Genomic DNA, 21,617 nt, shown 5'->3' with positions numbered 1-21,617 from the left:
CTCCATACAGGGTATTGCTATTTTCTAACTCACAAGTCGTGTAATTCGTTTTTTCTTCCATACAAATCGATAATAGCCATATTGTAAAAGCAAGCTCACAATAAAGGCAGCTGGATAGCCAATCCATATTCCTTCTATGCCAAGGTCAGTATGGTACGATAATACATAGGCAACAGGAACCTCTACAAGCCAAATCGATACGACACCGATAATCGTCGGCCAAAGTACTGTTCCACTTGCACGCATAGTAGCACCAATAATTTGCGCATGTCCAAAAATTAAATAGCTCCATAACGTAATCATTACTAAACTATGCGCAATATCAATTGTACTTGAGCTTGTTAAAAATAGCGATAAAATTTCTCTTGCGAATAAGTAAATAAGAGCAATTAAGACGCCCCCAATGACATAATTCATAATAATACCAGCTCGAACGACTTTTTGTAATCGTCCAAACTGATTCGCACCAATTGATTGTGCAGCAAAGATGGAAACAGTAATTCCAAGACTAACTGCTGGCATTTGTACATAGCTTGCTACTTGATTCACAACTCCGTATGCCGCAGTTGCATCCGAACCAAAGCGATTGACAAATGCAATAACCGCAATCTCAGATAAAGAAACTAAAATCATATTAATACTTGCTGGAATACCAAGACGCAGCAATAATTTGAGCAGCTCCCAATCCATGCGAAGGTATTTTCGTACCGTCTTATCTAACTGTAATGGATGGTTTTTCTTCTTTAAGTACATAAGCATTACAACAAACGTGATGATCGTTGAAATAACAGACGCATAAGCTGCCCCATACACATCAAGCTTCGGAAGTCCGAGCCAGCCAAATACTAAAACCGGTAATAAAATCGTGTTTAAAGCTGTACTGACAATTAAGAAATAAAATGGCGTTTTTGAATCCCCTGTTCCGCGCATAAACGTTGTATAAGCAAAATATAAAAATAAAACTGGCATCGAAATAAATAAAATCCGTGCATAATGCACACTCGTATCAATAATATTGGCTGGCGTACCCATAAAGCGCATAATATCCATTGCAAATATACTTCCAACAATCGCTAAAATAACCCCTATAATAAATGTAAACGTTAATGTTGTCCCAACAATTGCTTTTAAACGCTCTTCATTTTTAGCCCCATACGCTTGACCAATTAAAATGGAACTACCAGATCCAATTCCAATTACAAATGAAACAAGTAAGAAAAAGAGTGGAAAGAACGCTGAAATAGCGGCTAAATCATGTTCACCAAGCCAGCGTCCTACAACTACCATACCAAATAATTGTCCAACTGATTGTAAAACATTACTTAACAGTAGAGGAACTAAAAACATGGACATCGATTTCCATATTGGTTTTTCCTTCATGTCTTGATTTTGTGATTCTACACTTTCTTTCATGTTCTCTACAGATGATTTCAATATTCATTTCTCCTTTATTTTAGGATTGCTCGGTTATATCCGCACTCTCCAAATGGTTGTAATTGTTCCAACCATTTTTCTTCTAGTTTTTTCAATTCTTCTTTCGGGTGAAAAGATTCTGTTTCTTTCTTTTGCAACACCTCTAATCCTTCAAACTTAAAGTCTTCTTCACCATATTGTTTTCATTCCTCTTGTAGTACCCGATTTATATGTGAACCTACATTTAGCTCAAAGCATCTTCCATTCATCATCTTTACATTCATTGTACTTTCTACACATATCTTTTGATTTTTTGTATCGGTAATTAAGTAAATGCCTGCTTCCACCTCTATCTCTTTGTATAGTTGTTTTTAATTCTGCTCTTTTATTCATTTTCCTCTTTCCTTTCTTATTATAACTTCACCCAATATTGGCTTCCATCATCAGTCCGATCAAGAAAACCATATTCGATTAAATACCTTCTTAACGTTACAAAATCGGAATATACACCTTTCAAAATTTCATTCACTTCTTTTTCGGTATACTTTTTGTTACGATTAAATTTCTTTATTAAATGACGCAATATAATTAATTTCCTTTTTTGTTTTTTTGGAAATTTAGCAAGCGGACCATCTAATCCTTCCGTAAAATGCATTTTTAATATTTCATCATTTTCTTCTTCGGTAATATTGTAACGATCGTCCACCATCGTAGCAGTTCTATGAATGGGTACAAATTTAGATGGCACGTTTTCCTTTTCTTCAGACAGTTCCATTAACGCTAAAAACACTCTTGCTTGCTTCATTTTCTCACGCAATGTAAAGCGATGATTACGAATCGTCGATGTACTTCCCCCATCCAGCTCTTTCACAATTTCTTTATCGCTATATCCCATATAAAAAAATTGAACCATCTTCTTTTGTAAATCTGTTAAGCCTGTATACTTTTTATCAAGATGCAATAAATAATCGAACATAGATATATGCTCATTTTGAATGTGTACTTGTACAAACTTTTCCGATTCATATAAAACTTGCTGTTCCTGGTAAATAACTCCTTTTCTAAAGGACTCTCCACACGCTAAACAAATATAGGTTTCTGTTTCTTCCTCAAACACATATCCTTTCTTTAATTCTTCAATCGAAGCATCCCAAAATTTCTCTGAAATATCACTCATACCAAACAATCCTCCGCATGGTTTACTTTAAGTATAAACAAATCATAATATCGTTTATTATTTCCTTTTCATCTTAACATAACAAAAACAAACATTTCAATGTTTCGTTTATTTATTTTATAAACATCTATAAAATATATCTACACATAATTAACATTGATAAAGAGAAGTCATTCTTTTAATAATCCCATACTTCGAATTTTTGCAAACAAAAAAGACGCTTTCTTTAAAATAGGAAGCATCTTTTCGTTCTTTATGATTACCATTATCATCTTGCGTTTTGCATAACTGTTTTTTTCTTCACACTGTTTACTAAAATTTGGCTCATTTTAATCATATCCTTTTTCCGATTTCTCTGACTCCATTCGTCTTGAAATTGATAGGTGCATCCACTAATTATAAGCATACAACTATATATAAAACAGATCTTTATTATTTTTTCACTACTCATTTCTATCACCCTCAATACAGAAAGCTAATAACCAAATCACAAAAGAAGTATATATCGTTTTTCTTAACTTAAATAGTTTACATGAACCTTAAGTTAAGAAATATGCAATTATGCATATTTTAATTATTAATCTACACGTTATGATTTAATACTACATAGAGGTGATTGATTTGAAATTTAAAGTGAAACAAAATCCGATTCATATTATTTTATTCTCTACGATTGCAATCGCTTTCATCATTCTTTTCTTTCTAGAAGATAGTCATTCACTTCTTAATACCTTTATGCTCGGAATGACCTTATATAATATAATTTCTTTCTTTCGGTCTACTTACAAATTCACTTCTTCCTCTCTCATTATTCATTGCGGTTTTGTAAGAACAGAAATTTTGTATGAAGACATTCGCCATATAAAATACTATGGTAAACCGCTCCATTCAGAGAAATGGACAAGACAACGACTTGAATTTGCATATGGACTATTTGATACTTTAACAGCTTGTGTACCGCAAAATGAAAACGAATTTCTTTCCGAATTAAAAAGCAAATGTCCAAATGTAAAAATATTAGATAGACACGTAAATTAAAAATAAGAGCACTGTCTCACTTTTATTATAAGTAGGACAGTGCTCTTATTCGCTTCTATGATAGAATATTTCAATTTAAAATTTTTATTCTTTCGGAGCAATCATTTTCTCCGGATCAACAATTTCGTCAAATTGTTCTTCTGTTAATAATCCTGACTGTAATGCTGCTTCTTTTAAAGTTAATCCCTCTTTATGTGCGTGCTTTGCAATTTTTGCTGCATTTTCATATCCAATATGCGGATTTAATGCTGTTACAAGCATTAAAGAACGATTCACATTTTGCTTAATTACTTCTTCGTTCGCTTCAATACCAACTGCACATTTATCATTGAATGAAACCATGGCATCCGCTAATAAGTGAGCAGATTGTAAGAAATTATAGGCAATAACCGGTTTAAATACATTTAACTCAAAGTTCCCTTGGCTAGCCGCAAATCCAATTGTTGCATCATTTCCCATTACTTGTGCTGCTACCATTGTTATAGCTTCACTTTGTGTTGGGTTTACCTTACCCGGCATAATAGAGCTACCCGGTTCATTTGCTGGAATAATAATTTCGCCAAGACCACTGCGCGGACCACTTGCAAGCCAGCGCACATCGTTTGCAATCTTCATTAAATCAGCAGCTAATGCTTTTAGTGCACCATGTGCAAATACAACTTCATCATGACTTGTTAACGCATGGAACTTGTTCGGCGCAGAAACGAACTGTTTGCCTGTAAATTGGCTAATTTCTGCCGCTACCATCTCACCGAATTTAGGATGAGCATTAATCCCTGTTCCCACTGCAGTACCACCAATTGCTAACTCTTTCATATATGTATTACTCTCTGCAATCATGCGCTCCGTTTTTTCAAGCATACGATGCCATCCACTAATTTCTTGTCCTAATGTAAGCGGCGTAGCATCTTGCAAATGTGTACGACCAATTTTAATAATATGTTGAAAAGCGGTTACCTTTTCTGCTAATGTACCTTTTAACTTCGCAATAGCTGGTAATACATGCTCTTCCACTGCCATTACGCAAGCTACATGAAGAGCTGTTGGAAATGTATCATTTGAACTTTGAGACATATTTACATCGTCATTTGGATGAATATGTACATCAATCCCTTTTTCTTTCAAAATTTGATTCCCGCGATTCGCAATCACTTCATTCACATTCATATTTGATTGTGTACCACTACCTGTTTGCCATACAACAAGAGGGAAGTGTTCATTCCATTTCCCTTCCATAATTTCATCAGCTGCTTGTACAATCGCTTCTGCTTTTTCTTCAGCTAATTTTCCTAATTTTTGATTACTAATCGCAGCACTTTTCTTTAAAATAGCAAACGCCTTTACAATTTCAAGTGGCATACGCTCAGTGCCAATCGGAAAGTTCTCTTTACTACGCTGCGTTTGGGCTGCCCATAATTTGTCAGCTGGAACCTTCATTTCTCCTAATGTATCTCTTTCAATTCTATACTCCATTTTTTCATCCCCTTGAAAATAAAATATCTACATTTCTTATTTTAGCAGAATTCCAATCAAATGATAAGAATTCTCACTTCAGTACCTAAATAAAATGGAATGATTCCTTAGAATATAAAAAGTCACCTTCTGCTCTTAGCAGAAGGTGACTTTTTATTTATGATACTTGCTTTCCTTTTTCAGCATCATCTACATACCAAATAAATTTACCTGTATATCCATAAATAATTGCTAAAGCTAAAGATACGAAGCTTAGCCACATAAATGGAATGTATGATAATGTCGCTACTCCTAAAATACCGGCCATAAAAATACCATTATCAGACCACGGAACCATACCAGCTGTTAATGTTCCACCTACTTCAGAGTTACGAGCTAATACGCGGCGATCTAATTTTAATTTATCATAGTTTTCTTGCATAATTTTTGGAGTCAAAATTAACGATACGTACATCGCACAGCCAAATACATTTGCTAAGAAAGCTACAATTAATGTAGACAACGTTACATTTCCGGCAGAATTTAATTTCTTCTCAAATTTCGATACGATTACTTTTAAAACACCTAGTTTTTCAAGTAAGCCGCCAAATCCTAATCCAAAAATAATAACAGCTACTGAACCGAGCATACCGTTAATACCACCACGGTTTAATAACTTATCAATAAATTCAATCCCTGACTGAATTGAGAATCCATTATATGCTGTTCCAATTGCCTCCCCAAAGTGCATACCTTGAAAAAGCGTAGCCCAAATCGCTCCAAGAAGTGCTCCCATTGCAATTGTTGGCATAGATGGGCGCTTCATTGCCAATAGCATAATAACAATAAACGCTGGAACAAGCATCCATATGTTAATATCAAACTGCTTCAATAAAGCTCCTTTTAAAAACTCTACTTTGTTTAAATCAACATGATCTCCACCATACATCCAGCCAGCAATTGTAAACATAATTCCTGTAATGATATAAGCTGGGACGTCTAGTACAAGCATCGCTCGAACGTGTGCAATTACATCTACTTTTGCCATAGAAGCAGCAAGTACTGTACTATCTGAAAGTGGGGATAGTTTATCACCAAAATAAGCACCCGACAGCACTGCCCCAGCCACTAATGGAAGTGGCAATCCAAGCCCTTCTCCAATTGCCATCATCGCGATACCAGCTGTTCCAACTGTTCCCCATGATGTTCCTGTTGCAATCGAAGTAATGGAACAGATGATTAACGTTGCTAATAAGAATATACTCGGGTGAATAAACTCTAATCCATAATAGATTAATGTTGGCACAATGCCACCAGCAATCCATGTCCCAATGAGTGCCCCTACTGCAACTAAAATAAGAACGGCTTCTAATCCATTAGCAATTCCCTTTATAATTGCATCTTGTAATTCTTGATAACGAAATCCTAATCTGAGTCCTAGCGCAATCACTAAAAACCATGAAATAAATAGCGCTAATTGAATAGGGAGATTAAAAATCGTTTGAAAAGAAAAGACGACAGCAAGAAACAGTAATAACAAAATGATGATTTCTGGAATCGTCGGTAATCTTACACTTTTCATTTGCTTCTCTCCTTACAAGTCGATAACATGATGTGTGTCGTCTTACTTGTATACGATATACAGTTAGCAAAGACAAACTAAAATTTTCACATTATTTCGATTTATTCTTTTAATATAATATATATGACCCTCTCTATTGTAAAAGTAGATTGTCCTTTTCGCAATGAAAATTATAAAAAATCTTATATTTTTATTTATAATTTCCAAAAATGCATATGAAACCTTTATAACTATAAATGAGAACAAGCTAGGTCCCTAGGAGAGGAACCAGCTTGTTCTCATTTTTCTTTTTTCGGCTTATTGATTACATTTCCCCATATTATAATTACAATTGTGCTGATGACAACAAATGCCGCATAGCCAATTCCAGCATTGTCACCAATTGTTTCTAAGCCAAATGGTAATAAGATTGTGACAATGCCGATTGTATAAGAAAAAAAACCTGATATTTTTGCAAGTTTTTCCTTATCTCCTACAAACGTTTCTTCTTGATATCCTGCTAGAAGAAATAATCTCTTTTTTATGTGAATTTGGTATCCTAACATGATGATGAACATACCTAACAAAAAACAAATGATAAAACCACCGATCATCAAATCTCCCCCTCCAATCATTTACCATCTCTCCATCTATTATCTAATTTATTTTTTGAAAATTCCATTTATTTTTATTATTATTCGTGATATATTGCATATTGTATTACATATTTCACTGCATTTCCTCTAGAAAGGAGGCTTTTATTATGAATTCAGCTAGGTTAAAAGGAATTATAATGGTGATTATAGGAGCCAGTTTATGGGGATTATCTGGGACTGCTGCACAACAGCTTTTCCAACAAGAACGTGTATCTGCCGAATGGCTTGTAACAATTCGTCTACTTATATCAGGCTTTCTATTGCTCTTATTTGCATCATTTCGTAGTAAAAAACATGAAATATTCGGGATTTGGAAACAAAAAAGTGATGCGAATAAAATGATTTTATTCGGATTACTAGGTATGCTAGCTGTACAATATACTTATTTTGCATCTATTCGTGAAGGAAACGCTGCAATTGCAACATTATTACAATATTTAGCACCTATTTTCATCACTGTATACTTAATCTTCAAATGGAAGATTCGCCCGAAAATCATTGACTTTATTTCCATTACACTTTCTTTAATCGGAACATTCTTTTTATTAACAAATGGTTCTATTCATACCCTTTCTGTTTCTGCTCCTGCTATCATTTGGGGTATTTTATCAGGATTATCATTAGCATTTTATAGTTTATATTCAAAAGAGTTATTAGATAGATGGTCTTCAGCAGTTATTGTGGGATGGGGAATGATCATCGGGGGGATTGGTGTAACCATGTTACACTTCTTTTCTACAAATGAATTTATCTTACTATCTAGCATGAAATATCTCCACATTCAAAACTTACTTTTGATCGCATTCGTTATCATCTTTGGTACACTCATTGCATTTTATTTATATTTAGACAGCATACGATACTTAACTCCAAAAGAAACAACATTATTTGGTTGCACAGAACCTCTTGCAGCAATTCTTTCAAGTGTTCTTATTTTGCATGTTCCCTTTCAATCATTTCAACTACTAGGCGCAATTTGCGTGATCGTAATGGTACTTTTATTGAGCCAAAAACCTGATGAAGGGAAACCAAAATTACGGCTTGTTCAAACAAAAAAGAAAATAGGAAGTAAATAGCGAAAGGAGTTCTTCTTCATTATGCCTATTCCTCAAAATTATCAAAAACAAGAAAGATTATCCGCTAAATCACTCGTTTTAAATCAATTACAAGACTGGATTATTGAAGGGGTCTTACAACCTGATGAAAAGATTCATGATGGAGAGCTGGCTAAAGCTTTAGGAGTAAGTCGAACACCTGTTAGGGAAGCACTTCAAGTATTAGAAATTTCAGGACTAGTCGAGATGGTACCGGGACAAAAAACAAAAATTGCACCAATAAAATTAGAAGACGTACCTATCATGTATGAAACAATCGCTGGGCTTCATACAATCGCTGGAAAACAAGCTATGAAGCATATCAATGAGACTGATATTGTAGAGCTTTCGCAAATCAATTCTACATTTCAAACAGCATTGCTTGAGAAAAATACAAAAAAAACGTTACAATTAGATGTAGCATTTCATAATAAAATAGTAGCAATATCAAAAAATACATATATCGAACCTTTCTTAGCCAACCTTCACCTTCATGTATTACGCCTTGAATATATATTTTTTCAAGCTCTTACTCCAGCAAAGCAATCGATTGAAGAGCATCATTTCATGATTAAAGCTTTACAAGAGAAAGATGAAGAGAAATTAGAGAAAATGATCACACAAAACTGGTTACGCCCAATGAAAGAAATTCAAAACATCATTTCTACAAAATAACGAAGAGCCGTTTATGCTGCATCCAACATAAACGGCTCTTCTGACTTATTCTATATCTATATAACTATGCCTGAATTTCAGCGTATTTCTTAATGTTCTTGTATTCTTTTTCTAGTTCCTCTAATGAAAGCTCATATAATTGGCGATTGAGAATTTTAAATACCCCTGCCCCAATTAACTGATCAATCAATTGCTTTTTTCGATTTTCAATAGCAAAACGGAGTTGACTACTCACTTTTTTAAAAACTCCTTTCTACAATGATTATAGATGATAATCTTTATCAATTATCGATTTGACTATAAAAGGTGAAACTTTATAAGTAAAATAATTTCATGAAATATTTACCTTCCAAACTGTTTGTGGCCACATTATATATATGTATGTTGCAAGGCAAATGTTATGACACTTTTTCGCATCTTTTTTCTTTCATACTTTGCAAATTGTCTTCGAATCATTGAATGCTGTATATTGACTTCTTCTTTTCACATATTTGTTCCTTACGTTCATAGCACTTATTCTTATCGTAATGTATCTGTTACACCCTTCCTATACCCTCTTCGTCATTTTCATGCTCGATTCCTTTTTCTCAAAAAAACAAAACTACTTCCCTTTCTTTCTCATATTGTTTAATAATGTACAACTAAAAAAGGAGGCGTTTCATTTGAAGCGATTATTTCTTTGTATGGAGCGTGAAATTATTGTTGCTGAAGAGAAAGATGGGGACTTCCAAATTCAATGCCACTTACAACATATGCAACCCACTTGTATCGCAGTTGACCCATTCCAACCGAATCGTATTTACTGCGGTACTTTTGGACGAGGATTATGGGTAAGCGATAATAAAGGAGATTCTTGGAGACCGATTGGCGATGCCTATCGCTATTTTGATTTTCCGAAAGAAGATGGAATTCTTCATTCTGCTATTACTTCCATTACTATAAGCTCCGCAAAACAAAAGAACGGTTACGGCACTATTTATGTTGGAACAGAACCTAGTGCGTTATTCTGTTCAGAAAATGGAGGAGAAACGTGGACAGAACTAAAAACGATGAAATCATTATTATCTTCCTATACATGGGCTTTTCCACCTCGTCCCTTTACGCATCATGTACGATGGATTACAATAGACCCCCATAATGAAAATACAATACATGTATCTATCGAAGCTGGCGCCGTTATTCAAAGTAATGATCATGGACAGACATGGAGCGATAAAAAATTCGGTGCTCCAATCGACGCCCATCAGTTACTCATGCACGATGATGCCCCTAACCGCCTATATGCATCATGTGGTGATGGATTTATGAACGGACCTGAACGAGCATATCTCGAAAGTCACGATAATGGTAATACTTGGATTTCATGCAGTGAAGGGTTAGAACATCATTATTTATATAGTATGGCAATTGACCCAGCTGATTGTGATACAATCCTTGTTTCTGCCGCACCAAGTGCCGACTTAGCTCATCACCGTATTCCTTATGAATCCTATATATACCGAAAAACGAAGGATACCTTATTTGAACAAGTACATAAAGGCTTACCACCTGCAATCGGCACAGTCATTTCCATGCTTGCTACGAATCCAGCAGAACCTCATACGTTTTATGCTTTAAATAATAATGGCGTCTTTCAATCTATAGATAGTGGGGAAACATGGGAGCAATTAAACATTCCATGGAAAGAAGAATATAAGACGCAGCACCCTCACGCCCTATTCGTAACTACCTTTTAAAAAGAAGGGACTAGCCTGCTAATCAAGGCCAGTCCCTTCTTCTTTTATTAGCTCTAAATTCATGTAAATGATTTAAATAATGAATCGTTTCTTCTTTTCCTAATGCCACATGATTTGCGAGCATCGTATCTCCTACTATTTTATGATATAAATCAAAATAGACATGATTGATCACGTGATTATCTTTTATATTCTTCAGCCCTTCAATGAAGGGGATCATATGGTTCACAACATCAAATTCACAAGCTACATTTTGTACATAATGTATTTCTGGAACGTATTGTATACTTTTATAAAATTCTATTACATTTATTCTTTCTCGATATTTTTCTATAATTTCTTCTTCAGATAAACCAGAATAACTATGACGAAATACATTTTGTACTGGTCCTGAAATCCATTTTGTTAAGCAGGTTTGCGGATTATTAACAAGAGCCACTGTATCCTTAAGAAAACCAGCTAGCATGAAAGACATAAATCCACCGCCTGAACTACCAAAAAACAGCACATTTTTATGAAGTACCTTTGTTTTTTCGATTAACTTTGTAAGAATGGTTGCAATATCTTTTAAATAATATCGTTCTTTTGTCCCTTGCCCCCACCCTAGCAAAATATTACCTAAATATAAAGTAGGATCATTATAATAAATAACAGTATCATGTAAATCATTGATCCAAGAATGCCGTTGAAAAATCGGTGGCCCAATTGGATTCTCATGATATCCTCCCGCTCCAGATCCTAAAACGATCATCCTAGAAGAGTTTGACTTCACTCTAATTAAAAATTCATATTTCACCCCATTCCACATGACGGACAACATAAACGGTTCATCATATATAAGATGAAATGAATCTAAATTCTCATATTGAATGTGTATATTCTTATATTGATCAATCAAATAACCAACAACCCCCTTTTCATATTCTGCCTTCGATAACGAGAAAGTTCATCATCATAAAACGAGCCACCTACTCCCACTCTAAAACTTAGGCGAGAGTCTTACTGTCCTAAAATAACGGGATAAAATTGATATCTTTTTTACAATCTATACAGATTGTAAAGTTTAGACAAAATAAAAACATACTATATGTAATGCATCTTATGCCATTTTTGTTTGGACACTCCTATGCAATCTTGTATATTACACAACATGATTACTTTTCTACTAAAAATTTCTGAGAATATTTTCTCAAGTCTACAATTTATTTCATCTCGTATACTATTTATAAAGTTAGATTTTATCTAGCTATACATTTCATTTTATTAATCTATCACTATTCTATAATTAGGAGATGAGACATATGTGTGGAATTACAGGTTGGGTCGATTGGAGAGAAGACCTTTCAAATCAACAGCATATTTTGCAGGCTATGGCAAACCGTATTAAACACCGTGGCCCAGATGCAGAAGGCTTTTGGCTATCCCCGCGAGCAGCATTCGCACATCGTCGTTTAATTGTCATTGATCCTAAAGGTGGAGCGCAGCCAAAAACATATAAGGCTGGTGATGATACATTTGCCATCACATATAATGGTGAAATTTATAATTTTCGAGAACTAAGAGAAATCTTACAAAAGAATGGGCACACATTTGAAACATGTTCAGATACAGAAGTATTGCTCCATGCTTATTTGGAATGGAAAGAAGACTGCGTGCAACATTTAAATGGTATTTTTGCTTTCGCAATATGGGATGATCAAAAACAGCAACTCTTTTTAGCGCGAGATCATTTAGGTGTCAAACCACTTTTTTATACAGAGCGCAACGATAGTATTATTTTCGGCTCAGAAATTAAAGCATTACTTGCTCACCCGTCCGTGTCTGCTGAAATTGACGAAAGTGGTATTAATGAAATATTTGGGCTCGGGTCATTTCGAACTCCAGGATGCGGTGTGTTGAAACATATAAAAGAAGTGCGCGCCGGACATTATATCACATTTACAGAAGATAAAAAGGCAGTAAAAAGATATTGGACTTTAACAAGTAAAGAACATACAGATACTCCAGAAGAAACAGCCTCACATATTCTTTCCATTCTACAAGACACTGTAAAACGACAACTCATTGCTGATGTACCTCTCGTTTGTATGTTATCTGGCGGCTTAGATTCTAGTGGTATTACTGCTCTAGCAGGAAAGGAATTTGCAAAGGAAAATAAAACACTTCATACGTATTCCATCGACTTTGTAAACAGCGCCAAAGATTTTGAATTAACTTTTTCTCGCACTGGTCTAGATGCCCCGTGGGTAAAACGGGTATCTGAACATGTCGGAACAACTCATCACGATATTATTGTCAATGCAGAAGAATTAGCAAATCATTTATTCGTACCACTTTATGCAAAAGATTTACCGGGTGCCGGCGAGATAGAAACTTCACTATATTTACTATTTCAGGAAATGAAAAAAGACGCTACTGTTGCTCTTTCTGGCGAATCAGCTGACGAAGTATTTGGCGGATACCCTTGGTTTCATCAAGAAGAACTATTATATGTAGATCAGTTCCCTTGGCTCACCAACTGGAAAAACTCTTCCTTCCTCTTACAAAATGAAGTAAAAAAACAATCCAATCTTGATCATTATATTCATAATCGATTCCAAGAGGCCATTCAGGAAGTTCCGATCCTCCCTGATGAAAATAAAAAAGAAGCAAAACAACGCCAAATGTTTTATTTATTCTTAACAAGATTTTTACCGTTTTTACTGGACCGAAAAGATCGCATGAGCATGGCGGTTGGCTTTGAAGTGCGCGTACCATTTTGTGATTATCGACTCGTAGAATATTTATGGAACGTACCTTTTGAAGTAAAACGGATTGATCATATTGAAAAAGGCATTTTACGTCGGGCATTACAAAGCGTTCTACCAGATGACGTTCGCAACCGAAGAAAGAGCGCTTATCCAACTTCACAAGATCCGAATTACTTGCAAGCCATTCGCAATTTAACGCTTGATATGTGTAGCAATAAAAACAATCCAATCTTCTCACTTATCGATCATTCCGCATTGCTTGCAATTGCAAATCAAACGAATCAAGAAATCAATGATTTGGATGCGAGAAGTACAATGGAATATATGCTACAAACGAACGAATGGTTAAAAAGCTATCATATTCGCATTCGGTAAACAAAAAAGAGCTCAGATTTTTACATACTCTGAGCTCCTTTTTCTATTTATATTCCTTTATACGTTTGTTCTTTTCTGTATCAATCGACCATCCAATAATGGTAGCGCAATCTCTCCCTTTCCATTTCAGAACATTCTGTAACACAGGTTCAATTTGCAAGCATCCCCTGCTATGTAATACCTCAAACAATGATTGATCATCTTCTAACATTTTTTTATCGCAATCCAAAATTCCATCTGTTACCATTACAATATGATTCACTCCACGTTCTAAACCACGAACTCCTGAAGTAAAACAAGGTGTATTCGCTGCAAAAATATTTCTTCTTCCTATACATTCATAATATTTAGGCTGGTTAAGCCTTCCTTTCCCGTTCTTCTCTCGTTCAGAGTGAAATAAATAGGCAAAGCACTCTCCTACTGATAACCAATACAAGAACTCACCTTTTCGTAAACAAATCAAACAAGCTAGTTCTTCATTCTCTTGTTCACATTTCTCAATAAACCATTCATCGGTAAAGAGTGCTAATAAATACATATGTGTATGATGAAATGCCAGATGGACAGGATATGAGAACAATTCTTGTAACTTTTCTCTTCTCTCCGAAATTGCATCTATAATATATTGAATCGTTTTCGTTTTATGATGGGCATCAAAAATCATCACAAATTCAAATTGCGTATCCCACCAAGCTAGTACTGCATCTCCTCTTTCATACGCATCACTTTCTTGATTCCCGCCATAAACCCCAACTGAAAGAGGACCACATTTTTCAACATGTATTTGATCTACATACATTTTTTCATGACTAATCCATTTAAATGTATTCAATGATATCATCCTCTCTCTTACTATATGTATGCCCTTACAGTAAGAGTACCTTAAAATTCAAGAAAAATAAACTTTTTCTATAGTAAAAAGCCATTTACATCTTGATAAACGATTATATCTTATTATAAGATATAATAAAAAATGGAAGGACTTTCTTATTATGAAACATATCAATCAAAACTGGGAAACGATTTATTACCATTTACGATGCGAATATGAAAATAATCTATCTCATCAAGCGATTCGAATTCTTCAAATCACTTCCCGAGAAGCAGAAACAACAATTAGCAAAATTGCATCTGAACTAAATCTCTCTCATAATACAGCATCCGAACATGTAAAAAGGCTCATTCAAAAAGACCTTATTCTAAAGGAACGGAATAAAAAAGATGAACGAGTCGTGAATCTCGCATTGACTGCTAAAGGGAAAGAAGCACTCATAAAACATACTTTATTAGATGAAAAGAAATTAAAAATATTGGAATCCCAATTATCAAAAGAAGAACAGCAAATAATTGAACAAGCTTTTTCCATACTTGCAAAGGAGGCCCAATATGCATTTCCTCGTTAAAGTCATTGTTTCAGCTCTCATGATCGGGGGCGTAACAGAATTAGCGAAACATTATAGTACAATTGGCGGTTTCATTGCTGCTCTTCCCCTTATTAGTTTGCTTAGCTTATTTTGGCTTTCTGTTGAAGGCGGGAGTAAACAAGATTTAAGTCAATTTGCAATTGGTGTATTATATGGCTTTCCTGCATCAGCGCTGCTTTTATTTGTGGTATATCTTGGTTTAAAACACTCCTTCTCCCTTCATATATCTGTACTACTTGGCGTGGGCGTTTGGTGTTTACTACTCGTTTGTCAAAAAATATTTCAAGCTTAGAAGGTGATCATTATGACAAATAAAAAAGGAAGCAGTTCTTCTGCTTCCCCCTACATCTATTCGTAATCTTCCTCATATTCATCATATTCATCATCTTCATTATCATCGTAATACGAATTTCCGTTATTTACATAAATCGGGCCGTTTGCAACATCAACGCGAAGTACCCATGCCCACGGTACCGCTAAACGCTTATGTAATGAGCGCCAAAAATGCATGGATTTTCTTTCATACTCCTGAAACTCCTGAAGTACATCTTTATAGGAGGAACCGTCTAACTGAACATTCGCTTCTAATAAACGAGAATAGGCATAATGTTGTAATTCTAATTCAGCTGCAACTTCCATTTCTTCCGGTGTTGCCATGCCAATAATTGTTCCATCTGGCGGTACAACTTCATACACATTATGAACTTCAATAAGCCCTTCTTTCTCTTCCTCAAACATACAAACAGCCTCCTTTATCACACCATTTTATCTTGCAAAGCCTTACTTCTCTAATCACTTCCTTCTTTCCTGCTTTTTTGATAAAAAATTACAAAATATTCAGTTGATGATCTCATTGTTAGATTGACTCACTCTTCTTTATTTACATAATAAAATTATTTTATTATAACTTTTTTCTGAACGCTTCATTTGTCACTACAGATTTAATAAATAAATCTAAATTATTTCGAATTTTTCTCGCTTCAATAGGATCCAAATCGTTAGACATAAAAACGATTTCCGTCTTGTTTCCTTCTTGATCCGTTCCATAAAAACTATTTGTGAATACAAATACAGTAGAACCACCTTTTCTACCTGCATGCTCATACTGATTCCTTTCAAGAACAGTCCCTTTAAAAATTCGCTCAACCTCAGCTTGCATCGCCTTTGGAAAAACAGTTCTGCTATTCATTTTCCCTATTAAATTCATATAATCTGTAGCAGTTGCACTTACTAATCTATCAGACCAAATACGTTGAAATCCCATATCAACCCTTAATGGTATATTACGATTTTTCCATTCCTTTTCATCTTTCATCCATTCATGTATTTGAAAAACATGATTTTTATATTCATCGCTAGACATATTACGTAACATGTCTAGTGATTGATCTGTCGGTACATGAAGTTCTTTCTCTACATATCCTCTCATATATAGTGACGCTGTGTATGGATAAAAATCATCATGACTACTTAAATGTAACTCTTTTATACTTTCATTTACTCTTTCAGCCCCTAGTTTATCTAATAAATACGTTGTATTTGCATTGGAGCTAAACTGAATCATTCCTTTCGCCACTTCTTCTATAGATACCGTTTCATTTTTTATTACGCTTCGCTCTTTTATATCCTCAATCCATTTTGGGTGTGCGCCGCCATCTGTGTTTGGAACGTAATATTTTTCTAGATCTCGCAACGGAATGAGTTCCGCTCGATCTATTTTCCCTTCTGCCACTTGCTTAGCAAATTCCACCGCTATAACGATTTTTGCCATGCTTGCTAACGGTAATTTTTCATTTTCGTTCACTGTCACTAAAAGTTCTCCATTCCTCCTAACCATTAAAGAACAAACTTTTTCTTTTTTATGCTCTTCTACATATTTTAATATGTACTGAGGATCTTCTTTTTTTAAGTAATATCGAACGATACATATAATCGCAATACATACTAACAGAATCGTTAAAACATTATAACCTATTATTGTTATAATCATAATTCCTCCTTCTATCCATATTCTAATTTTATTATAATATAATTATATACTGTATTTTGGAATACATTCAATTAAATGTATGTAATTGCAATTGCTCCCTTATAATCGTTTGCATAACAAAAAAACATGCCTTCTCATCCAAGCATGTTTTGTGATATTCTTCACATTATTTTTCTAAAAAATGAACCTCTTTACTTCCCGTGATGTAACATGAAATCAGCGAATTCTTCTTCGATATGATTTAACTTCGCAATCCCTTCTTTCCATTTGTGAATATAACGTGAAACTCCAAAAATAAATAAAAGAATAATAGCAGAAAGAATAATACCATATACAATCGCTACAGTACTCATAGTTACACTTCCTTATAATAGGTTATGATTTTATTATAATCCTTTTTCTCGCAAAATGTCGGAAATTCAACTTTTTGTAACAAAATTGAATTTCCTAATTATTATAAAGAGAAACCTTTCGAATAGAAAGATTTCTCTTTCCTTTGTATATTATTCCACACCAACAGAAATAGTTTCTGGTAATGTACTGCCGCCATCAATGACGATATGTGTTCCGGTTATGTAACTCGATTCATCCGATGCAAGAAAACCAGCTAGCTGTCCAACTTCTTCAATTCTTCCTAATCGTCCTAATGGAACGCCTGATGCAATTCCATCAATAACAGTATTTGGTTTATTTGGATCAGATTCATTTGCAATTTGTTCGGCCATCGGTGTCATAATATAACCTGGACAAATTGCATTCACAGTTATATTATGTTTTGCTACTTCACGCGCCAACGCTTTTGTAAATCCCCAAATAGCTGCTTTCGTTGTCGCATAAGCTGTTTCTCCTTCATCTGCCACTAACGTTCCTGTTACAGACGACATATTGACAATTTTTCCGTAATTTTTCTCAATCATATATGGTAAAACAGCCTTTGCAAAATTCCACACACCATTAATATTTACTTGGAATTGAAAATCACGCATATCATCCGACATATCTAAGAAATTTGCAAGCCGAATGACTCCCGCATTATTGACCAATATATCAATCTTCCCATATTTTTCATATGCATCTTTTGCAATCTCTTTAACGGCTGTAAAATCCGTTACATCCACTTGATAACTAGCTGCCTCTAACCCGTTACTTACAATTTCCTTTGCTGTTTCATGAACCTTTTCGGAAATATCAACGAGTAATACTTTCGCTCCTAATTCTGCAAATACATGAGCGATTCCCGCACCATTTCCCATTGCAGCACCAGTAACAAAAGCAATTTTTCCATCTAATTTCCCCATTTCATAACCCCCTTATGATTTGTAGAAACTGTCTCACAAATTCATCTTAACAAATATCCCTTTATATATCTTCGAATTACAAAAAATGTCAAATAATATTCAAAAAGAGACTGTCATAATAAATGACAGCCTCACAACTTTTAACATATGAGTCTATTGATTCTTTTTCGCTTCTATTTTTTCATGTGTTTTCTCAAGTTTATCCAATGCTTCTCCAACTTTTTTCTGCTTTTCTCTTAACTCATCAACGCTATCTACCGCTTTAATCAGTTTATCAATTCCTTTTTCTTCAATTTTTCGTTTCTTTTCTGCCCTCGCGTTTACTTTTTCTTCAATATCTTTCGCCTTTTGAAGCATATTTTCGGCATTAGACTTCACAGCTTTTTCAAGCGTCTCATCCATATTCATTTGTAACACTTTATTTGCATCGTCTTTTGTTTCTAAATACTTTCCATCTTTTAATGCATTTGCACCGTGGTCCATAAATTGAGCAACTTCTTTATATGAATTCGCTTCACTTCCTGATTTTTCTTTTTCTGCTTTTTCAAACCACATCACTGCATCACTATATTTTTCATTTTGCAATGATGTCAGACCCGTTTCAATATACGTATCATAGTTACTGCTACATCCTGCCATGATAGCGAACAGAAATAACGTAACAAAACTTATTTTTCTCATGATGTTTTCTCCTTTTTTCTTTACAACGCTTTTCATTTTAAATGTAACATACATACATCCTACTTTCAAAACGAAAAAAGATTACGAGATGCTCATAAGCAACGTTACATATCCAAACTAAATGTTTCTATTTTAAGCTGACATATTCACTCTGTTTTTCGTCCCATGCTGTTTAATTCCTACGAATACAACGAAAAATAGCCCTGTTCCTAACGTTATCACGACAATACTCGTTGGCAATCTATCTAATAAAAATCCATATATAATCATTCCAAGTGGTGCAATTGCGGTCGCAATCGTTTCAAGAAGGCCAAACACGCGACCTAAGTATGCTTGGTTGATTGTCTTTTGAATATGTACTTGCATCGGGATATTTACAATCATCATAGAAAACCCACTAAGAAGGACAAAAATTATGTAGTAAATAAAGCTTGCTACTTTTGGAATCGTTATTAATAATGGAACTACCGTACATAAGCTTAAACTCGCAAATATAAATAAACCAATATAAACAGAGCGAAATGGATTACTTATTTCCTTACGAACGGATAAAACAGCCGCTCCAATTAACATTCCAACTGCTAACATTCCTTCTATTATCCCCAGTTGCTTTGCAGATAAATGTAAGCTCTGAACAATTATATATGGGAGTGAAACGAAAAGTGCACTCGAAAAAAAGTTAACCCACAGCGCAATTTTCATTAATCCATATATTTCTTGTTGCTGTCTTACATATGTAAATCCTCCTTTTATACTCGTTAAGAAAGGTTCATCATTTTCTGTGTCTTCCTTTTTATACAAATGAAATGCGATACATAACTGTACAATAACAGCTAAAAAGAATGTGATACCATTTAAGAGAAAAAAGGATGTGATTGAAAAAAATCCAAATATCATTCCTCCAATGATTGGAGCTAAAATTCTTGATAAAGAATCCGCTGTTTGATTTAAAGCATTCGCTTTTTGAATTCTTTCTTCATTCACTAAATGCGGGATGGACGAGGTGAGTGCAACAGAATAAAAGCTTGCACAAACGGATAATAGCGCTGCTGAAATATAAATGAAGAAAAGTGATGGTTCAAATGTAGTAGCGAGAATAAACATCGTAAACATCGTCAAACTACTTAACAAATCCATGCCGACAATGAGCCATTTCCGGTTAACGCGATCCGCCACTGCCCCGGCAATAGGGCCACATACCATTCTTGGAACAGATCCGCAAATAAGCGTAGTTGCAAATCCTATTCCTGAACCCGTTGTTTTTAAAACATATAGTCCCATTGCAAACGTATAAATCCCTGCTCCTAATAAAGATATAATTTTTGCAACCATCATGAAAAGAATGTTTCTCGTTGCAATTTTTATCCTCGGACCATTTTGTTCTATACTTACATCTCCCATTATACTCTCTCCCCCTGAAGGTTAAATTGTGTTACACTTATTATACAATTCGATCCCATTTTCTTACAATCATTTCCTAATTCGACACTTTCTGGATTTATTAAAGAAACATTACAATCCATACAAAAGCTTTTAATATATCTCAATTTGGTATATTATTCCTTCCCTTTAGCAAAAATAGTAAAGATGGGAGGAATGTAAAATGAATGTACAACGTGCAAAAGAGATTTCCGAATCCGCAGAACAAGCAAATGTTAGTTTTCAAGGTATGCCTGTTATGATTCAACATGTTGATGAAAACAGTGAAACAGCCCGCATTTATGATGCCGCAAATCCAGAACGTGAATTAACTGTTCCAGTTAAGAGCTTAGAGGAAAGATAAGAACCCCCACTTCAAATCATTTTGAAGTGGGGATTCTTATTATTCTGAAACGAACGGCACGAATATATCTTGTTGAAACATCTATTTCATTTCACAAGAATACGTAATATACTAAATAAAACCTCTCTTAAAGGAGTTTTCATATATCTATGACATTACTTTTACTTACCTTCATTATTTTCATTGTCATATTAGCACTTGCTTTTATATGTATCACGTTAAAAAGGGGAACCTATTTAGGTCGTCCTTATCGATATTCTCTTATTGTGATGTCCCTTGTTCTCATGCATTGGATTTTAGTGTTAACACACTTTTATACACTGCTTCCAAATTACATAAGTGATTTTCTTTTCCTTCCTATTTGGTATTTTCTTTGCATTTTAGGATTTATCGTTTGTGTGAAAGAATGGCGAAATAATCGAATTGTTTCCATATGTGTCAGTGTATTTTCCTTTATCAATTTTCTCTTTGGAATGTTGCTGCAAGCTATTTCTAATATGTAAACTTGTAAAAA

23 protein-coding genes and 1 pseudogene are annotated in these 21,617 nt (G+C 34.5%); 9 read left to right on the top strand and 15 right to left on the bottom strand.

Annotation, left to right across the window (positions count from 1 at the left end):
* Nucleotides 1-24: 24 nt before the first annotated feature.
* The 3 genes and pseudogenes from BCER98_RS07495 to BCER98_RS07485 form a co-directional block, all read right to left on the bottom strand.
* A complete protein-coding gene (locus tag BCER98_RS07495) occupies nt 25-1,413 on the bottom strand; it encodes an MATE family efflux transporter (RefSeq protein ID WP_200902085.1) in 1,389 nt (462 codons plus the stop codon).
* A 35-nt stretch (nt 1,414-1,448) separates the two neighbouring features.
* Nucleotides 1,449-1,806, bottom strand: a pseudogene (locus BCER98_RS23630) (GIY-YIG nuclease family protein).
* A 19-nt stretch (nt 1,807-1,825) separates the two neighbouring features.
* Nucleotides 1,826-2,590, bottom strand: coding sequence for a DUF2087 domain-containing protein (locus tag BCER98_RS07485; RefSeq protein WP_012093911.1), 765 nt, complete (start codon nt 2,588-2,590; stop codon nt 1,826-1,828).
* 621 nt (nt 2,591-3,211) lie between these two features.
* On the opposite strand from BCER98_RS07485, the gene BCER98_RS07475 reads away from it, so the two are divergent.
* Nucleotides 3,212-3,628 (top strand): PH domain-containing protein, encoded by a 417-nt coding sequence (locus tag BCER98_RS07475; protein ID WP_012093910.1) that lies wholly within the window; start codon nt 3,212-3,214, stop codon nt 3,626-3,628.
* Between the two features lie 84 nt (nt 3,629-3,712).
* On the opposite strand, the gene fumC is transcribed toward BCER98_RS07475, so the two are convergent.
* From fumC to BCER98_RS07460, 3 genes are all read right to left on the bottom strand, one after another.
* The gene (fumC, locus tag BCER98_RS07470) at nt 3,713-5,101 is read right to left on the bottom strand and encodes a class II fumarate hydratase (RefSeq protein ID WP_012093909.1); all 1,389 of its coding nucleotides are present in this window, start codon (nt 5,099-5,101) and stop codon (nt 3,713-3,715) included.
* A 157-nt stretch (nt 5,102-5,258) separates the two neighbouring features.
* Nucleotides 5,259-6,662: a Na+/H+ antiporter NhaC gene (nhaC, locus tag BCER98_RS07465; RefSeq protein WP_012093908.1), complete on the bottom strand. Its 1,404-nt coding sequence runs from the start codon at nt 6,660-6,662 to the stop codon at nt 5,259-5,261.
* Between the two features lie 278 nt (nt 6,663-6,940).
* Complete coding sequence (locus tag BCER98_RS07460) at nt 6,941-7,255, bottom strand: DUF3784 domain-containing protein (protein WP_041810317.1); 315 nt, start codon at nt 7,253-7,255, stop codon at nt 6,941-6,943.
* A gap of 149 nt (nt 7,256-7,404) precedes the next feature.
* On the opposite strand from BCER98_RS07460, the gene BCER98_RS07455 reads away from it, so the two are divergent.
* Complete coding sequence (locus BCER98_RS07455) at nt 7,405-8,373, top strand: DMT family transporter (RefSeq protein ID WP_012093906.1); 969 nt, start codon at nt 7,405-7,407, stop codon at nt 8,371-8,373.
* 21 nt (nt 8,374-8,394) lie between these two features.
* Nucleotides 8,395-9,066 (top strand): GntR family transcriptional regulator, encoded by a 672-nt coding sequence (locus BCER98_RS07450; RefSeq protein WP_012093905.1) that lies wholly within the window; start codon nt 8,395-8,397, stop codon nt 9,064-9,066.
* Nucleotides 9,067-9,130: 64 nt separating this feature from the next.
* On the opposite strand, the gene fbpA is transcribed toward BCER98_RS07450, so the two are convergent.
* Nucleotides 9,131-9,301: a Fur-regulated basic protein FbpA gene (fbpA, locus tag BCER98_RS07445; protein WP_012093904.1), complete on the bottom strand. Its 171-nt coding sequence runs from the start codon at nt 9,299-9,301 to the stop codon at nt 9,131-9,133.
* A 427-nt stretch (nt 9,302-9,728) separates the two neighbouring features.
* Between fbpA and BCER98_RS07440 the strand changes: the two genes are divergently transcribed.
* On the top strand, nt 9,729-10,802 hold the full coding sequence (locus BCER98_RS07440; protein ID WP_041809627.1) for a WD40/YVTN/BNR-like repeat-containing protein: 1,074 nt from the start codon (nt 9,729-9,731) through the stop codon (nt 10,800-10,802).
* A gap of 22 nt (nt 10,803-10,824) precedes the next feature.
* On the opposite strand, the gene BCER98_RS07435 is transcribed toward BCER98_RS07440, so the two are convergent.
* Nucleotides 10,825-11,700, bottom strand: coding sequence for a hypothetical protein (locus BCER98_RS07435; RefSeq protein WP_012093902.1), 876 nt, complete (start codon nt 11,698-11,700; stop codon nt 10,825-10,827).
* Between the two features lie 403 nt (nt 11,701-12,103).
* Here BCER98_RS07435 and asnB point away from each other — a divergent pair, with 403 nt between their 5' ends.
* Nucleotides 12,104-13,927 carry an asparagine synthase (glutamine-hydrolyzing) gene (gene asnB, locus BCER98_RS07430; RefSeq protein ID WP_012093901.1) on the top strand — a complete coding sequence of 608 codons (1,824 nt, stop codon included), beginning with the start codon at nt 12,104-12,106 and terminating at the stop codon, nt 13,925-13,927.
* Nucleotides 13,928-13,970: 43 nt separating this feature from the next.
* On the opposite strand, the gene BCER98_RS07425 is transcribed toward asnB, so the two are convergent.
* A complete protein-coding gene (locus BCER98_RS07425; RefSeq protein WP_041809625.1) occupies nt 13,971-14,768 on the bottom strand; it encodes a protein phosphatase 2C domain-containing protein in 798 nt (265 codons plus the stop codon).
* Between the two features lie 151 nt (nt 14,769-14,919).
* Here BCER98_RS07425 and BCER98_RS07420 point away from each other — a divergent pair, with 151 nt between their 5' ends.
* Both BCER98_RS07420 and BCER98_RS07415 read left to right on the top strand, forming a co-directional pair.
* Nucleotides 14,920-15,330, top strand: a complete 411-nt coding sequence (locus BCER98_RS07420) for a MarR family winged helix-turn-helix transcriptional regulator (protein ID WP_012093899.1) — start codon at nt 14,920-14,922, stop codon at nt 15,328-15,330.
* Nucleotides 15,314-15,643 (top strand): DUF3147 family protein, encoded by a 330-nt coding sequence (locus BCER98_RS07415; RefSeq protein WP_012093898.1) that lies wholly within the window; start codon nt 15,314-15,316, stop codon nt 15,641-15,643. Before BCER98_RS07420 ends, BCER98_RS07415 begins: the two co-directional genes overlap by 17 nt.
* A gap of 56 nt (nt 15,644-15,699) precedes the next feature.
* On the opposite strand, the gene BCER98_RS07410 is transcribed toward BCER98_RS07415, so the two are convergent.
* The 6 genes from BCER98_RS07410 to BCER98_RS07385 all read right to left on the bottom strand — a co-directional run bounded on the left by BCER98_RS07410 (nt 15,700) and on the right by BCER98_RS07385 (nt 20,721).
* Nucleotides 15,700-16,089, bottom strand: coding sequence for a hypothetical protein (locus BCER98_RS07410; RefSeq protein ID WP_012093897.1), 390 nt, complete (start codon nt 16,087-16,089; stop codon nt 15,700-15,702).
* A 163-nt stretch (nt 16,090-16,252) separates the two neighbouring features.
* Nucleotides 16,253-17,341 (bottom strand): serine hydrolase, encoded by a 1,089-nt coding sequence (locus BCER98_RS07405; RefSeq protein ID WP_012093896.1) that lies wholly within the window; start codon nt 17,339-17,341, stop codon nt 16,253-16,255.
* Nucleotides 17,342-17,532: 191 nt separating this feature from the next.
* The gene (locus tag BCER98_RS07400; protein WP_012093895.1) at nt 17,533-17,694 is read right to left on the bottom strand and encodes a hypothetical protein; all 162 of its coding nucleotides are present in this window, start codon (nt 17,692-17,694) and stop codon (nt 17,533-17,535) included.
* A 150-nt stretch (nt 17,695-17,844) separates the two neighbouring features.
* Nucleotides 17,845-18,639, bottom strand: coding sequence for an SDR family oxidoreductase UcpA (gene ucpA, locus BCER98_RS07395; RefSeq protein WP_012093894.1), 795 nt, complete (start codon nt 18,637-18,639; stop codon nt 17,845-17,847).
* 153 nt (nt 18,640-18,792) lie between these two features.
* A complete protein-coding gene (locus BCER98_RS07390; RefSeq protein ID WP_012093893.1) occupies nt 18,793-19,320 on the bottom strand; it encodes an outer membrane protein assembly factor BamD in 528 nt (175 codons plus the stop codon).
* A 132-nt stretch (nt 19,321-19,452) separates the two neighbouring features.
* Nucleotides 19,453-20,721, bottom strand: a complete 1,269-nt coding sequence (locus BCER98_RS07385; protein WP_012093892.1) for an MFS transporter — start codon at nt 20,719-20,721, stop codon at nt 19,453-19,455.
* A 202-nt stretch (nt 20,722-20,923) separates the two neighbouring features.
* Between BCER98_RS07385 and BCER98_RS07380 the strand changes: the two genes are divergently transcribed.
* Nucleotides 20,924-21,103 carry an H-type small acid-soluble spore protein gene (locus BCER98_RS07380; RefSeq protein WP_012093891.1) on the top strand — a complete coding sequence of 60 codons (180 nt, stop codon included), beginning with the start codon at nt 20,924-20,926 and terminating at the stop codon, nt 21,101-21,103.
* Between the two features lie 143 nt (nt 21,104-21,246).
* Entirely contained in the window at nt 21,247-21,606 is a 360-nt protein-coding gene (locus tag BCER98_RS20790) for a hypothetical protein (RefSeq protein ID WP_081428360.1), read from the top strand.
* Nucleotides 21,607-21,617: the final 11 nt, after the last annotated feature.

Source organism: Bacillus cytotoxicus NVH 391-98 (assembly GCF_000017425.1).
In the GTDB taxonomy this organism is placed as follows: domain Bacteria; phylum Bacillota; class Bacilli; order Bacillales; family Bacillaceae_G; genus Bacillus_A; species Bacillus_A cytotoxicus.
The sequence above is the reverse complement of the archived record's forward strand: the minus strand, read 5'-3'. Positions and strand labels throughout refer to the sequence as shown.